Annotated in this window: 11 protein-coding genes; 9 read left to right on the top strand and 2 right to left on the bottom strand. The window is 40.0% G+C overall.

Going from position 1 to position 16090, the window contains the following annotated elements; all coding sequences use genetic code 11:
- Nucleotides 1-64: 64 nt before the first annotated feature.
- Nucleotides 65-1396 carry an HlyD family secretion protein gene (locus V7K32_RS17160; RefSeq protein ID WP_334995037.1) on the bottom strand — a complete coding sequence of 444 codons (1332 nt, stop codon included), beginning with the start codon at nt 1394-1396 and terminating at the stop codon, nt 65-67.
- Nucleotides 1397-2208: 812 nt separating this feature from the next.
- On the opposite strand from V7K32_RS17160, the gene V7K32_RS17155 reads away from it, so the two are divergent.
- The 8 genes from V7K32_RS17155 to V7K32_RS17120 all read left to right on the top strand — a co-directional run bounded on the left by V7K32_RS17155 (nt 2209) and on the right by V7K32_RS17120 (nt 12362).
- Nucleotides 2209-2559, top strand: coding sequence for a hypothetical protein (locus V7K32_RS17155; protein ID WP_334995036.1), 351 nt, complete (start codon nt 2209-2211; stop codon nt 2557-2559).
- A 105-nt stretch (nt 2560-2664) separates the two neighbouring features.
- Nucleotides 2665-2880 carry a hypothetical protein gene (locus V7K32_RS17150; RefSeq protein WP_334995035.1) on the top strand — a complete coding sequence of 72 codons (216 nt, stop codon included), beginning with the start codon at nt 2665-2667 and terminating at the stop codon, nt 2878-2880.
- 101 nt (nt 2881-2981) lie between these two features.
- Nucleotides 2982-3197: a hypothetical protein gene (locus V7K32_RS17145; protein ID WP_334995034.1), complete on the top strand. Its 216-nt coding sequence runs from the start codon at nt 2982-2984 to the stop codon at nt 3195-3197.
- Nucleotides 3198-3306: 109 nt separating this feature from the next.
- On the top strand, nt 3307-3519 hold the full coding sequence (locus V7K32_RS17140; protein WP_334995033.1) for a hypothetical protein: 213 nt from the start codon (nt 3307-3309) through the stop codon (nt 3517-3519).
- A gap of 1047 nt (nt 3520-4566) precedes the next feature.
- Nucleotides 4567-5682, top strand: a complete 1116-nt coding sequence (locus V7K32_RS17135) for an RRXRR domain-containing protein (RefSeq protein ID WP_442938762.1) — start codon at nt 4567-4569, stop codon at nt 5680-5682.
- Nucleotides 5683-5710: 28 nt separating this feature from the next.
- A complete protein-coding gene (locus V7K32_RS17130; protein ID WP_334995031.1) occupies nt 5711-7855 on the top strand; it encodes a peptidase domain-containing ABC transporter in 2145 nt (714 codons plus the stop codon).
- Nucleotides 7856-9553: 1698 nt separating this feature from the next.
- Complete coding sequence (locus tag V7K32_RS17125; protein ID WP_334995030.1) at nt 9554-10381, top strand: SDR family NAD(P)-dependent oxidoreductase; 828 nt, start codon at nt 9554-9556, stop codon at nt 10379-10381.
- Nucleotides 10382-10865: 484 nt separating this feature from the next.
- The gene (locus tag V7K32_RS17120) at nt 10866-12362 is read left to right on the top strand and encodes a glycosyl hydrolase family 57 (protein ID WP_334995029.1); all 1497 of its coding nucleotides are present in this window, start codon (nt 10866-10868) and stop codon (nt 12360-12362) included.
- A gap of 284 nt (nt 12363-12646) precedes the next feature.
- Here V7K32_RS17120 and V7K32_RS17115 read toward each other — a convergent pair whose 3' ends face one another.
- Nucleotides 12647-14005, bottom strand: coding sequence for a sensor histidine kinase (locus V7K32_RS17115; RefSeq protein WP_334995028.1), 1359 nt, complete (start codon nt 14003-14005; stop codon nt 12647-12649).
- 645 nt (nt 14006-14650) lie between these two features.
- On the opposite strand from V7K32_RS17115, the gene V7K32_RS17110 reads away from it, so the two are divergent.
- The gene (locus V7K32_RS17110) at nt 14651-15802 is read left to right on the top strand and encodes an S-layer homology domain-containing protein (RefSeq protein ID WP_334995027.1); all 1152 of its coding nucleotides are present in this window, start codon (nt 14651-14653) and stop codon (nt 15800-15802) included.
- Nucleotides 15803-16090: the final 288 nt, after the last annotated feature.

Here is a 16090-nt window from a genome sequence, read left to right as displayed (position 1 = left end):
CTGACAATGTGTGAATTTTGAATTATTATAGTCCTTCTCAATGGGGTGGAATACAGGAAGGAATTTACACATCCGTTAGCAGTCTTGCTTTTCTCAGAATAAATGTCAGTAGGGTTTCTTTTTTGGAAATGATTTCAGCTGTAACTTCCATCCCTGCTTGAATAGGATAGGATTTATCAGCCCTTTTTAAATAAAGTCTCTCTGGCTGAATTGTCACCTCATAGTAAGGCGCAATTGCAATGTTCCCGTTACCTTGAGATGTAATGGCATCAGCACTAATGCTTCTGACAGCACCTTTGAGGATGCCATAATCTGGGTACGGATAAGCAGAAAGCCGCATTTGTACTTCCCCCTCTCGACATTTTGCTACCTGTGCTAATTTACACACCTGCACTTTGCTAATATCTGAAGAAAGAACACGGGCTTTGATTAGGAAAGGGGCATTGTTGGGAGCAATTTGGGCGATCGCATCTCCAACACGAACAACTTGTCCAGCATTTCTTAATTCTAGTTTGAGGATTGTACCAGACTCAGAGGTACGAATTACAGTTTTTTGCAGTTCGGTAAAAACTTGTTTAAGTTCTTGTTGAGCGCTGCTAATTTGGTTTTGGATTTCAACTTGACGCCTGATGAGTTCTTCTTTCTCTTTGTTCAATTGAGCAATAGTAGACTCACCTTTGGTCAGTTCTTGGGAAATACGTTCTTGTGCGATCGCCACATTAGCATCACTAGGATTAAGTGCAGCTTTAGCCCGTTCAAGTCTAGCAGTAGCAGCTTTAAAAGCTTGTTCTTTTTCTTTAATATCGAGAAAAGCGATCCCCCCTTCTCCCACCTTCTGATATCGCTTCAGTTCCTCTTTAGCTAATTCAACAGAGGCTTCAATTTCTTCTACCTCTGCCTTACTTGTGATTTGCTTATCTTGATAATCTCTTTTGTTGCGACTCAAGTCTGCTTTGGCAGATGCGATCGCCTGTCCCATTGCATTAGACTCAGCAGCCATCTGATTTTCTAGCGCTTTTAGTTGTGCATCAATTTGCGATCGTTGTAACTGATTCTGTTTAATAGTTCCGAGTAGTTGGCTTTTTTTAGTTTGCAATTGGGAGTTATCGATTAAGGCGATCGTATCTCCCTTTTTCACAACCTGATTTTCTTTGACCTTAATATTTGTTACCGTTCCCTCAGCTGCTGCTTGCACTAACCGGATTTCTCCAGTTGGGCGGACGGTAGCATCAGCTTTCACTATTATGTTGTATTGAAATACACTGGCAAGGCTGAAGGCAGCGCCAACACTTCCAATTAAAAATATTCCTCCCAACCTCGTCCATATACTGACTGAGGGAAGGTATTCGTCGTTTTGGACTAGGCGGAGAAAGTCTGGTTGGGGGTCAATGAACATGAAAGCTAAAAAACATTTTGGTTCCGTAAATAATCTAGCAAAAAAATCTCCCTCGCGTTAGTGTGATGATCAAGATTTAGGGAGATCCAAAAAATAAAAGCTCTCTTCAGTTTCAAGAGTATTTTTGGCAAAAATATTATAAGTTTGGCGCTTTTGCCTTTCAGGGCGAAAGTGACAGCTTTTACTTTTATTACTGATAAGTCCCTTATCTGTATATAGTTAGTATGTAAATACAAGGTTTATATACAGCTAAGTCTAAATAAAAATTATGCCTTTTCATCCGAACATTAAATCTTTATAATTTTTCTCTGAATTTTCATATTAACTTTATTATATTTAGAAAAAATAGTATAGCGTACACAACTTTCTTAAAATTATTTCTCATTTATAAAAGATTAAGTAAATTTCCCTGTTTTATATTAAATTAATTTATCTTTATTTAATCCAGCTTTGTATATAAAGATTAGATCAAAATATTTACACCTACGCATACTTAATTCAAACATGCAGAAGCCTGGCTTTACTTCTTGTAAACACACTCAAATAGGATATGTATAAAAAAAATATTACTCGTTAGCTATATCTTTAAAACACCGTGTATTTACGTTTTTTTTCAGTACTAATACTTAATAGAACTAACTTATTTATTATTCCCAAAAATACATAAGTTAGTTCGTCATATTTATATGAATTATGAATATTGACGCCTGCAACTTTTTGATAATTAAATTTTTTCTAATTAAATTTGTATAAAGAAGAACTATGTAGTATCTTTTTTGAAGACGTGTAATACATATTTCTTAAAAAATTAATTGCTTGACCTTTGGAGCAAGAGTCGTATAATACTTTTAGCAGAACAAAAAGTAATCAAATATACTCTTTTAATGTTTATATTTATTACTTTGAAGCGACGCGATTTTAACCTCAACAATCAAGCGAGAACTAAGATTATGGAAAGCACATTGTTCACAACATTAACCGTTACCGAAGAAGCTACTTTGTCTGGTGGTTGGTACAAGAAGCACAAGCCCGCTACCACCACCCCCGCTCCCACCACCCCCGCTGCTCCCAAACCTACAGTGACCCTGACCGGTATTACCCAAGTCAATGTTATTACTGACAGCGAAGACGCAAAAGCTACTAACACCATTACTATTGGTTAGATAGAACCAAAAGAATAAATGTAAAGAAATATACTCTTTACGTTTATATCTATTAATTGAAAGTAACGCAGTTTTAACCTCAACAATCAAGCGAGAACTAAGATTATGGAAAGCACATTGTTCACAACATTAACCGTTACCGAAGAAGCAAGTTTGTCTGGTGGTTGGTACAAGAAGCACAAGCCCGCTACCACCACCCCCGCTCCTGCCCCCGCTCCTGCCCCTGCCAAACCTACAGTGAGCCTGAGCAATATTACCCAAGTCAATGTTATTAATTGGAGCGAATACGCAACAGCTTCTAACACCATTACTATTAAGTAGAACCAAAAGAATAAACGTAAAGACATATACTCTTTACGTTTATATCTATTACTTGAAAATAACGCAATTTTAACCCCAACAATCAAGCGAGAACTAAGATTATGGAAAGCACATTGTTCACCACATTAACCGTTACCGAAGAAGCTAGTTTGTCTGGTGGTTGGTACAAGAAGCACAAGCCCGCTACCACCACGCCCGCTCCTGCCCCCGCTCCTGCCCCTGCCAAACCTACAGTGAGCCTGAGCAATGTTATCCAAGTCAATGTTATTACTGACAGCGAAGACGCAAAAGCCACTAACACCATTACTATTGGTTAAGTAGTACCAAAAGAACAAACGTAAAGACATATACTCTTTACGTTTGTTTATATCTATTACTTGAAAGTAACGCAGTTTTAATTTCACCAATCAAGCGAGAACTAAGATTATGGAAAGCACATTGTTCACAACATTAACCGTTACCGAAGAAGCTACTTTGTCTGGTGGTGGTTGGCATAATAGGAAAAAATCTGATGCCGCTGCCGCTCCCACTACTGCCCTTCTTCCTACTCCCTTAGTGAACCTGAACAATATTATACAACTCAATATTGTTGTTTTGAGTAACTACATAACAGCTTCTAACAGTGCTGCTGTTAAGTAGAAGGGAAAGAATAAACGTAAAGACACGATTAACCGCGTCTTTACTCATGTAAAATGTCTTAAACAAACTAACCTGCTCCAACAGTGTAGTTTGCCTTTTTGCAAGACATTAGCTTTGTTGCTTATCGTAGCTATTCTAGCATTACGTATATTCGTACCGCATACTTTTGTTGAACAAAGTTAACAAAGTCTATCAACGTTTCCTAACACGCAACTGTTGATGGACTTACTTAATGCTTTTCCTAAAGATACTGCTCACCTTGAGTAGTAAAATACTAAGCGCTGCTATTTAAAAAATCAGCCATATTCATCACAATTTAGTAATTTTTGAAAAATAACTAAACTCTTTTTACCTCACTTACTCCAAACCAATAAGCAAATATTTCTATTCGGTTGCAGTAAGCAAACTAAATATACGAAAATTGCCAGTGTTGTCTCTGTTGATATACAAAATATAGTCAAAGCGATTACAACTAATAGAACTAAAAAAGTTGTTGAGCTAGTAAGATTAAGAGATTTGTCTTTCCTAGTACAACATATATGGTAATGATATAGCGGTTCTCAATTGCATTAAATACAGACCTAACCCCCAGCCCCTTCCCTGCAAGGGAAGGGGAGCAAGAATCAAAGCCTCTCTCCTTTTAGGCGAGAGGCTTGGAGAGAGGTAAAAGTGTCCAAACGAGAAGCGCTATAGTAAAACTAAACTGTTGGTCAAATTTTTAACCACGCAGGGACAAAACCCTGCGATTTTTTTATGTTTTTTCACGATGCTATTGGGTACTGGAGTGTGAAGTCAGTAACTCAGGGCTAAAGCCACTGAGCTTGTAAGAAATAAGTCTTACGTGTCTGACTAGCTCATTGAGCCATGTCTAGATACGAACTCCCAAATACTTCCCCAGTTTGGGTTATCTTCAAACCGTCTTATTAGCGGTGCTGCGTGCCACTTCCTACAACGGGCGGAACACCCTCAAGGCAGTGGGTTAGGGCAAGACATTCTAGATATGGTGAGCGAGGGGACTTAAACTTTTACTCCAAGGATTATCTCTTTATGCGAGTACCAGTAATTTCAAGTACAAACGTTACTTTAATGCCAACTAAATCAAGTCGTGCTAGACGATGGATTAAGGAAGGTAAGGCAGTTGGTAAATTTAACAAATTAGGTATTTTTTATGTTCAATTACTAACTGAACTATCAGACGTGCAAACGCAAGAAATCATTATTGGGCTAGACCCTGGTAAAATTTTTTCTGGTATAGCAGTACAATCGAAAAAATATACTCTGCAAATGCTTCATCTAGTGCTGCCATTCAAAATAGTCAAAGACCGAATGGAACAACGAGCTATGATGCGAAGTGGTAGACGTGGCAGAAGAATTAATCGCAAATTACCTTACAGCCAACGCGCTCATCGTCAAGCTAGATTCGATAATCGCAGAGGATCGAAACTCCCTCCCAGTATTCGAGCCAATAAAGATATTGAATACAGAACTATTAGTCTTTTGTGTCAACTTTATCCAGTAAAGACAATTGTTGTGGAAGAGGTAGAAGCACGAGGCGATAAAGGTTTTAGTCCTGTAATGGTTGGACAACGTTATCAAATTACTAGACTTTCAGAAGTTGCATTAATTAGCTTGAAAAAAGGTTGGGAAACATCAAATCTTCGCCAACACCTGAGATTACACAAGGAAAAATCTGACAAGTCTTTACAAATCCCAGAGACTCATGCAGTTGATGCCGTGACGCTAGCTTGTTCTGAATTTGTTGAATATAAGAAATGGAACGATGCTAAACATCATGGTGCGTCATGGGTAGGTAGTGTAACAGTCACCCCATCACAATTTACTGTTGTACGGCGACTACCCATAAGCCGCAGACAATTGCATTTAATGGTTCCGAATATTGGTGGGTTACGTCGTAAATATGGTGGAACTACGACACGTCATGGTTTTAGGAAAGGTGACTGTGTTCATGCTACCCAAGGCAAGAAAACCTTTTTTGGCTGGGTTAGTGGAGACACCGAGAAACAAGTTTCAGTTAGTGACGCATCTTGGAAAAGATTGGGTCAGTGTACTGCTAAAAAAGTTCGGTTGATTCGACGCTCGACGGGACTAATTGTCACTGCGACTAAAGTCGCTTGCGTCGCTTCCCTGTCAGCACTAAAGTGACTGAGTTTTTTGTATCTCACGAGGTTTTATGAAATACCAAGTTGTTGCACAACATAGTGAAGAAGATTGTGGAGCTGCTTGTCTTGCTTCCGTTGCCAAACATTATCGACGTAACTTTACACTAAATCGCATCCGGGAAGCGGTAGGCACCGGCCAACTTGGAACAACATTGTTGGGATTGAGGCGAGGAGCGGAAGCACTTGGTTTCAATGCCCGTTCGGTCAGGGCATCAAAAGAAATATTAGACCGAATGAACCAAGCACCACTCCCAGCAATTATTCATTGGAAAGGCTACCACTGGGTTGTTTTGTATGGTCAGAAAGGCAAAAAATATGTAATTGCTGACCCAGCCTTTAACATCCGTTATGTCTCTAAAAAAGAATTAACGGAGGCTTGGTCAGATCAAGTCATGCTTTTACTAGAGCCAGATTCGGTTCGCTTTTATGCTCAACCTGATGATAAAGTCAACGGTCTTTGGCGCTTTGCGCGGCGGGCATTGCCTTATGGGGGCATAATATTCGAGGCTTTTCTCTGCGCTCTAGTTATCGGTCTGCTTTCGTTAACGTCTCCTTTCCTACTTCAAATTCTAACGGATGATGTACTAGTTCGAGGTGATACCCAGCTTCTTATTGGTGTAATTATTGCGGTTGTGGTAATGAATTTGGTGGCAAGTAGTCTGCAACTAGTTCAATCTAACCTGATTGCCAATTTTGCTCAACGGCTTGAGTTAGGGCTAGTTCTGGAATTTGCCAGAGCAATCTTGCGTCTGCCTCTGGCTTACTATGAATCACGTCGCAGTGGCGAGATTGTTAGCAGATTACAAGATATTCAACAAATTAATCAGCTAGTTGCTCAAGCAGTTATCAGTCTGCCTAGCCAAGTGTTTATCGGACTGATTTCTTTGAGTTTCATGGTGTTCTATAGCTGGAAGCTCACCTTTGTTGCCGTCGTTGTTGCTATTGTCATGAGTTCATCTACGGTGGTTTTCTTGCCTACACTTCAACAAAAAATCAGAAGTATGTTGGTCTTAGATGCGGAAAACCAAGGTGTTCTCGTTGAAAGCTTTAAAGGAGCGCTGACACTCAAAACTACTACTTCTGCTCCTCAATTTTGGGAAGAATTTCAGAACAGATTTGGTCGGCTCTCAAACCTTACATTTCGCACAGTTCAGATTGGAATTATTAATAGCACCTTTTCTGGGTTAGTTTATGCTATTGGTAGCGTTAGTTTGATTGGTTTCGGCAGCACCCTAGTTATTAGTAAAGAACTCAGCATCGGTCAACTGCTGGCATTTAACGGGATGAATGGGAATTTTTTGGCATTAATCGGTGCTGTGATCGGATTTATAGATGAATTCATGCGTGCCAAAACTGCCACGGAACGTTTAACAGAAGTTATTGATTCTACACCTGAAACTCCAAGCGATAGTAGCAAACCCTTTGCTAAAATTCCTAGTGATGCTGATATTATTTGCAAAAATCTAAACTTTCACTACGCCGGCAGGCTAGAGCTACTGGAAGATTTTTCCATCACAATTCCTGGCGGTAAAGTTGTTGCCCTAATTGGTACATCCGGGTGTGGAAAAAGTTCTCTTGCTAAACTGATTGCCGGATTATATGCACCTAATTCTGGCAATATTCGGTTTGGCATTTATAATATGCAAGACCTAGCTCTTGATTGTTTGCGGCAACAAGTTGTTCTCGTTCCTCAAGATGCTCATTTTTGGAGTCGCTCAATTATTGAAAACTTCCGCTTGGGTTCTCCTCACCTCACCTTTGATCAAATTGTTAAGGCTTGCCAAATTGCTGAGGCAGATGATTTTATTAGTAAACTACCTGAAAAATATCAAACTGTATTAGGTGAATTTGGGTCAAATATTTCTGGTGGACAACGCCAAAGACTGGCTTTAGCAAGGGCTATTGTTAACGATCCACCAATCTTGATTTTAGACGAATCAACTGCTGGACTCGATCCAGTTAGTGAAGCTCAAGTTTTAGATCAACTGTTGTTGCATCGCAAAGATAAAACCACGATCCTGATTAGCCACCGTCCTAGAGTAATTACCCGTGCTGATTGGATTGTTTTGCTTAATCAAGGCAAGTTACAAATTCAGGGGACAGTAGAAGATTTGCTTGCCCAACCAGGAAACCATTTAGACTTTTTAACCCCTTAATTACTTACAGTTTTAACCCACATTCCGCACTTCAAAATGTATTATCTATCTTTTCAATAAAAATTCCTAATAATGTTCAAATTATTAAGTATTAATATTGAATACCATTGGCGATTTATGTTGTTGATTTAACCATTTTTTTCCACCTATGGGAAATCTACGCATATTACACGATGAAGTGCGGAAAGTCGGTTTTAATTACTGATCTATCTCATTAAATTTGATGAGTTTGTAGTAAGCACTGAAGTGCTTAAAAATCTAGTCGCAGTAACCGATAGCCCGCCCTGAACTGAAGTTCAGGGCTGATAGCTGAAGTCCACGCTTAGTGGACTAAATAATCAATTTATACCCATTCTGTATCAGGGCTATTTCATTCTATTTTTACGGCAGTTTTTAGGAATCTTTTTGATAAAAATAAGAATTTAAACCTGATATAAGTTGAGAACCGTAGTTTTTGCCCTCACCCTAAGTCCCTCTCCCATATATGGGAGAGGGACTTAGGGTGAGGGCTCCCCGAATCCCAGGGGGATAGGTTGGGTTGAGGGACGTAGACCCAAAGGGGGTTAGGGATTTCCAAGAAATATAATTATCCAAATGAACGAACCGCAGAGGCCCAGAGAACACAGAGAGAAGAGAATAGAGAAGATTTTTGTGTCAGTTTTGGGATATTTTTTTACTTGGAAGTCCCTTAAGGGAGAGTAACCCAACATTTCGGGTGCTTTGTTGGCTTGCGGTTTGCTTAACCCAACCTAAGTAAGTGGGTGCAAATAATCATCACTGGCTGGTAGTTGCGCTTTAGCGCTAAAGCGCAACTACCAGACAAATACAGAGATTTTACTTTTCGTTACATAGTTTGGTTTTATGTTGTCTAGCTACTTACAATTCTCTTTAACCCAAGCGTATTGCTTTTCCAGATGGCATGAATTGTCAGATAGACACCATGCAAGTCTCAAGCATTCCTTTGATGGACTCAAAGCTAAAGCAAAACAAGTTCCCATTTTTACTAAAGTTTTGACAGATAAACATGCCATTCTAATTTGCATTAAAGACAATAATTTAACTCTCTTCTATTATTTAAAAGATAAAAATCAGCAACATTGATTTTAAGCAAATCAGTAAATATACTGCTGTAAGTCTGCAAAATAGCTGAAAAAATGAGGTATTACAACAATAGAACAAAAGCTCTATGTCTTTTTTGTTTCTTAGCTATGACTGAGATATTACAATTTTCTAAAACAGGGCTTAATTGTCAGGAAAGTAAGATATTTGTACTGAGGTATTCATAAAAACTTATTTAAGAAAATCTTTTCCATATATATACTAGTGGTTAAGAAGTATTAAGAAATTCTGATTAAAGAATATTGCAATAGCTTGATTTTATTGCTAACGTGTGTATGACAACGATGCTGATGAACGCTCTGATCTAGGAGAAGTAAAATCTATGAGCTATATGCATTCAGCCAAGTCTGTTAGGCTTTGACAGGTAAAAAACGATAAATTTCTGCCTCGTATAGACAATTATGAGGGATTGCAGATTAACCAAGAAATATCTCGTTGCTTTCATGCTTAGTTTGGGTTTGATTTGAATTGCAATTAATTATTTGTCTTACCTTGAGCCGACAAGCGAGTAGCTCTTGATTGTGTGTTTCGGGAATAACGAAGGGTTTGGTAAGACTTAGATTTTGGAGGATAAAACCAATGGAGATTCAAGGTAAAGTTGCCCTAATTACAGGGGCTTCTCGTGGGATTGGACGAGCGATCGCTATCGAACTAGCGCAAATTGGCATCAAGCGGCTGATATTGGTAGCACGCGATCGCCAAAAGTTAGTTGAGGTAGCTAACGAAATTGAGGCGATGGGAACTGAAACTGCGATCGTGGCCTTAGATTTGACGCAGACAATTGAAGTAAATATCGCTGTTGCCCAACTGTGGCGCAATTACGGACAAATTCACCTGCTGGTTAATTGTGCGGGAGTCGCATACCAAAGCTCGTTTTTGCAATCTAAACTGCCCCAAGTTCAAGAAGAACTCTCCGTGAACTTGTTAGGAATGTACAACCTCACTAGTCTGATTGCTAGACGCATGGCCAGCCAAAGGCAAGGGACAATCGTCAATGTATCAAGTCTGATGGGGAAAGTCGCTGCACCGACAATGGCGACTTATTCTGCTACCAAGTTTGCTATCTTAGGATTTACCCAAGCCTTGCGCCAGGAACTAGCTGATTATAATATCCGAGTGATTGCATTACTGCCTTCTTTGACAGACACAGATATGGTGCGCGACTTAAAATTATTTCGCTGGGTGATCCCCATGACTCCCCAACAAGTGGCTAAAGCACTTGTCACCGGAATGGAAAATGATTCACCAGAAATTTTAGTCGGATGGCAAAGTCATTTAGCTGTATGGTGTCAACGCCTCGCGCCCTGGTTGTTAGAGCTAATTTTACGAATAGCAACTCCGCCAGCACCAAGAAAACAACAGCCGAGTCAAAAACTGAAAAAGCTGATGCCGAAACTGAATTTTTGATGATTTCTGGCGTGTCTGCGCGTAATTTCTCAATTTTTTGAGGCGATCGCCTAGCGTGCAGCAAAATTTCTACCAGAGTTGCGATCGCTCTTTTATTACTCTGAAAAAATAAAAATGTTTGTAGTTTTTAGATTGGGTTGAGGCAATGCGTTACTCAACAAAACGGGAGCATCCCAATTTTGCCAGAACATGTTTGTCATTGCGTTCGCGGAGCCTTCCCGTAGGGTACCAAGCAACAAGTGAAGCCTAGCTTTACTTGGTGCATCCGCAGAGCGTAAACAAACTTTATCAAAAAGTAGAACACAAAAATGCGAATATCTGGGTAGACTGCACTGATGATTACTAGACTTGCCTGAGTTCGCAGTTACTGAAAATCAACTAAAAATGTCATGGCTCAGTTTATTTTATGTATTTATACTGAGTCAAGCACTATTAGATACTTAAGCAAGTTTTATAGATATAACTTATTTCGGAGCAACCAAAAATGCTTTCCTTGCCCACGACTCTTACTCCTTTGCCCGAAATCATTGATGGCTTGCCGAATATATCTGGTTGGGAAACAGAGGTTATCTCTGTAGTTAACCAGGATCAGCCAGTATTTTTACCAACAACAAATATTCGCTTAGAAAATGTAAATGCTGTGTTTGCGATCGCCTTACACATGCACCAGCCAACTATACCTGCTGGGAATGGTGGTACACTCATCAGCAATCTGCAATATATGTTTGAACATCCTCATCAAGGGGATAATCACAATGCAGATCCTTTTGCCCATTGTTACAGCCGCATGGGAGACTTGATCCCCGAACTTGTAAATCAAGGTTGCAATCCGCGTGTGATGTTGGATTACTCAGGTAATCTTCTGTGGGGACTGCGGCAAATGGGACGCGATGATGTTCTCGATAATCTCAAACGGATTACTTGCGACCCAACCTACCAACCTTATGTAGAATGGCTGGGTACAATGTGGGGCCATGCAGTTATTCCTTCCACACCCATAGCAGATATCAAATTGCATATCATCGCATGGCAACATCACTTCGCAGCAATTTTTGGCTGGGAAGCATTAGCGCGAGTCAAAGGATTTTCGCCCCCAGAAATGCACCTACCTAATCACCCTGATGCTCTCTTTGAATTTGTGAAAGCGCTCAAAGAATGTGGATATCGCTGGTTACTCGTTCAAGAACATTCTGTAGAAACAATTAGCGGTCAATCTCTTACCCACAAACATTTACCACATCGTTTAGTTGCCCGCAATTCTCAAGGCGAAACAATTAGCATTACAGCCTTAATTAAAACCCAAGGTTCTGATACTAAATTAGTTGCCCAAATGCAGCCTTATTATGAAGCAAAAACCTTATCCAAACAACAAATTGGCAGCGTATTTGTCCCACCAATAGTTAGTCAAATTGGAGATGGTGAAAATGGTGGCGTGATGATGAATGAATTTCCTAGCGCTTTTAAACAAGCTTGGTGGGATATGGTCAATAATGGCGGAGGAAAATCTGGTGTAGTTGGGATGTGTGGTACAGAATATTTAGAATTAATCGAAGCTGCTGGATGCAAACCTGAAGACTATCCAACTTGTCAACCAGTGGGACAATATCAGATTTGGGAGCGAGTTTCACCAGACAATTGTCAACCGGAAGCTGTAGAAAATGCCATTCAAGAATTAAAGCAAATAAACTCTAATTTTCATTTGGATGGAGCTTCGTGGACAAATCATATCAGTTGGGTGAAAGGATATGAAAATGTGTTGTCTCCCATGTATCAACTAAGTAGTTTATTCCATCAAAAATTTGATTCATTACAGCAAGTTGACTTAGCAGAACCTGTTACCAGACAATCTCATTACCGTAACGTTCTTTTACATAACCTTTTGTTGCAAACCAGTTGTTTTCGTTATTGGGGACAAGGTGCTTGGACTGATTACGCACGGGAAATTTACCAACGTGGCGAAAGTTTATTGCAGGTGAATTGAACTCTTTGAAGCTCAGAGGGGAGTTTACCTCCCCGAACGCTTAAAAGGGTTCGGGGCTTGCTCTAGCTTGACAAAGTACTATAGCCCTACGTGAATAACGAGATCCCCGACTTCTCTAAGAAGTCGGGGATCTGAGTCTTGTGATTTTGTAGAAAATGCTCTCAAAATTTTCATGCAGTTTTTGTATCGAAGGAACGGAGTTTGTGGTTCAAATTCCTATCCAACAGCAAGTTTGAGAAGTAATCTAACGCAACGTTAATTCGTAATTCGTAATTCTGAATCAATCAAACTAAAGGCAATAAAATTTCAAATTTTGTACCTATACCAATCTGTGAATGAAAACTTAATTTACCGCCATGTCTGACGGTGATAATTCGATAACTTACTGCTAAACTAGTACTTTTACTATTTTTTGTTTCCAGAGAAAACGACTCCATAATTTGCTGTTGCAATTCTTGAGACATTCCAGGGCCATTGTCAGCAATGCGAATTAATATCCAGCGAGAATCCGGTGCATTTGGCTTGCTTGCTTCCTGAGAAATTACTTCTGTAGTAATCTCAATTCGGGGTTTTTGAACAGTTTTTGTATCTTCTCGATGCAACTGCTGTCGCACTGCTTCATTGAGTAAAGTATCCACAATTTCGCTGAAAATATTCATCAAAACTTGGTTTAACTGCCCCATAAAGCAATATACTGGAGGTAATTGTCCGTAATATTTTACAATCTCAATTTCTCCTTGAAGGCGGCTATTAATTAATAAAATAATACTATCAATACTAGCGTGTAAATCTACTGGTTTGGGATAAAGTTCATCGATATGACAGAAGTTTTGTAAACTGGTGACGAGCTTTTTTAATCTTTCTGCTCCGGTGCGAATACTAGCAAGCGATCGCAACAAATCTTGTTCTAAAAAATCAAATTCAATCTCTTCTTTAATCTGATTAATTGCCTGGTAAGCTGATGGTAACTCTTTATCGTAAGCTGCTATCAGCTTGAGCAAATCTTGGCTGTAGGTTGAAACATAAGTTATGTTACCCCAAATAAAACCCACTGGGTCTAAAATTTCGTGCGCTACACCGTCTACCAAACGTCCCAAATTTGCCATTTTATCATTTTGAATCATTTGGGCTTGGCTGCGTTCATACCGAACCAGATTGTCGATTCCTCGAATTTGCCAAGAAATAATATTTAATTCTTGGACATCTAACAATCTATAAGCACCAGATTCTGTTTCTACTACAATTGGTTCTGCTAATAATTCTGGCGATCGCTTCAAGCTAAGTTGCATCGCAGTTAAAATCGATGTTGTATCAGCAAGCAGCAACATTGGTATCCGCGCATAGCTGTAGAGAACGCCTAATGGTTCCTGAACAAATAACTCTTGTCCGAATGGGCGGATCAAAAATTCCAGCAGTCGCCGCCGCGAAATCATCCCAATGAACTTTCCCTGTTCTACCAAAATTACTCCTGGTAGCTGGGGGTATTTTTCCAAAAAACTAGCCACTTCCATGCCAGTGTGATTGATTTCCACTGGGAAGTTGTACATTGGTAGTTCTTGGAGGGTTGAATCTAAATCAATATCGCGATCGCTACCAAGAGACACAAATGGCGGTGAGATTTGGCAACTGAATTCTTCTGACACTAGACACCCTGATTTTTACAAATATTAGGTAAACAATAAGTTAATATTTTACATTCTGTCACGCTCTAAATCCGGTTTCGGTTTAGATATCTACCGCAAGATGGAAGTCAAAAGTAACACGCGCAAAGCCCGTGTTAAGAACGTTGTTCGCGCAGCGTCTCCCTTTGGGAGAAGCAGCTGGCTCTCAAAAATAAAAAGTCACGCATACTTTAATTTTGGGCTTTCTAACTGTAATCACATAGTAGGTTTATTTCCGCGCCCCCTGTACTAGCGATCTGTCAGGGTGAAAATAGGAGAATATTTAGAGAGCCGCAAGCTACACTAAATCAATTAGGTTTATGGCTAGGAGTTTATCAGAATGTGGAATTACAAGGTAATTTGTTGTTAAGTGGCGATGAAAGAGCCGAACAAGAATGCCAAACGGCTGAACAAGAACTTCAAAAGGCCGATCAGCTGCCCAATTGCGTAGACGCAAAGCGGCTTGTCATTAGACATCGCTCGGCGTTGAACCAGAAGCCTAATATTTTTCTATGAATTACGAATTACGAACTTCTATTGAGCGCAGTCGAAATATTACGAATTACGAATTAAATCTGTGGGTTAATTTGTTTAGACACAAACTTTACTGCTACCAGGGTAATCACGATGACAAATAGACCTCCTTCCGAATCGGAGTCATCCCAAAGAACTGCCCTTGGCTTTGATGAATTTATAGCCATTTTGGTTGCCTTCGCCACTATCGCAGCAATTCTTTTTTGGTCATTGTCTCGCAGGGATTCTAGCTGGAACTTAAACGGGTTGCTGTCGCCTTCCTCTACTCCCTCTAGAAGTGTTCAACCAAATCAAGTATTGCCCTTCCCTACTCCTAAGGTAGAACCCAATGCAGCCCCCAACAATGTTTTGCCGTCATCTCCACCTGAGGCTGTTGTTGAACCCAACCCACCTGCATTCCCAACTAACAGCGCAACTTCTTCTGGCGCAGTCTTACCATCGACTCAGGTCATCCCAACTCAATCCCCACAACCACAGACACCTCTATCCTTTTCAGCAGGGCTTGAGTCATCAATTACATCATCAGCCTTGCCTTTAGTAACTCCGACAAAACAAAAATCTATTATTCCGCCGCCAATTGCATTTAACGATGTACCCAATAACTTTTGGGGTAAGCGTTTTATAGATGTTCTTTCTTCCCGTGGTATTCTCATGGGGTTTCCTGATTATTCTTTTAGACCAAATCAGCCTGTAAACCGCGCCGAATTTGCTGCTATCCTGCAAAAAGCCTTTGAGCAAGAACCGTCTAAGACTGCGATCGCATTTCAAGATATATCAGCAAAATTCTGGGCTACTTCAGCAATTGACCAAGCCATTAGTACCGGATTTCTCAAAGGCTACCCGAAAAAAACCTTCAAACCCCAACAAAATATTACGCGAGTGCAAGTTTTAGTTGCCCTTGTTAGTGGGTTGAATTTGAAAACACCCACTTCCCAAAATCAGATTTTAAGTGTCTATAAAGATGCTAAAGATATTCCAACCTATGCTACTAGCAAAATAGCTGCTGCTACAGCCAATGGTCTAGTAGTTAACTATCCAAATCCACAAATCCTTGCTCCTAATAAAGTAGCTACTAGGGCTGAAGTGGCGGCGATGATTCATCAAGCTTTAGTAAAACGGGGCAAGTTGGAGGGAATTTCATCTCAAAACATTGTGCGATTGAGTAGGGTGTCTCCAAAACTCTTGCCCACTCGAAAGCAGAACCTAAAAGGTAATTTGTCCAGACGAGGCTCGTTTCAACAATAATTCGTAAATTTATAATTCGTAATAGAGCCTCCGGCACGCTTTGTGCGTTCGTAATTCGTAAATAAAAAGACCTTTAAGAGGTTTTACTATCCAAAATCTTCCCTCTCCCAATCGGAGAGGGACAGACTTGAACTTTAGTTCAAGTCTGGGAGAGGTTCCTAGAACTCACGTAAACCAAAGGTCAGAGGAAGTGACCGAAGAGGCAGGGAGGGGAGCAGGGAGCAGTTCTTGCTGGGGGAAAGATCCGCTCATTTGCCCTGCCACAAGGGTTTCAGAGCAAATAAATGT

The sequence above is a fragment of the Nostoc sp. genome (assembly GCF_036917635.1).
Classification (GTDB): domain Bacteria; phylum Cyanobacteriota; class Cyanobacteriia; order Cyanobacteriales; family Nostocaceae; genus Nostoc.
The sequence above is the reverse complement of the archived record's forward strand: the minus strand, read 5'-3'. Positions and strand labels throughout refer to the sequence as shown.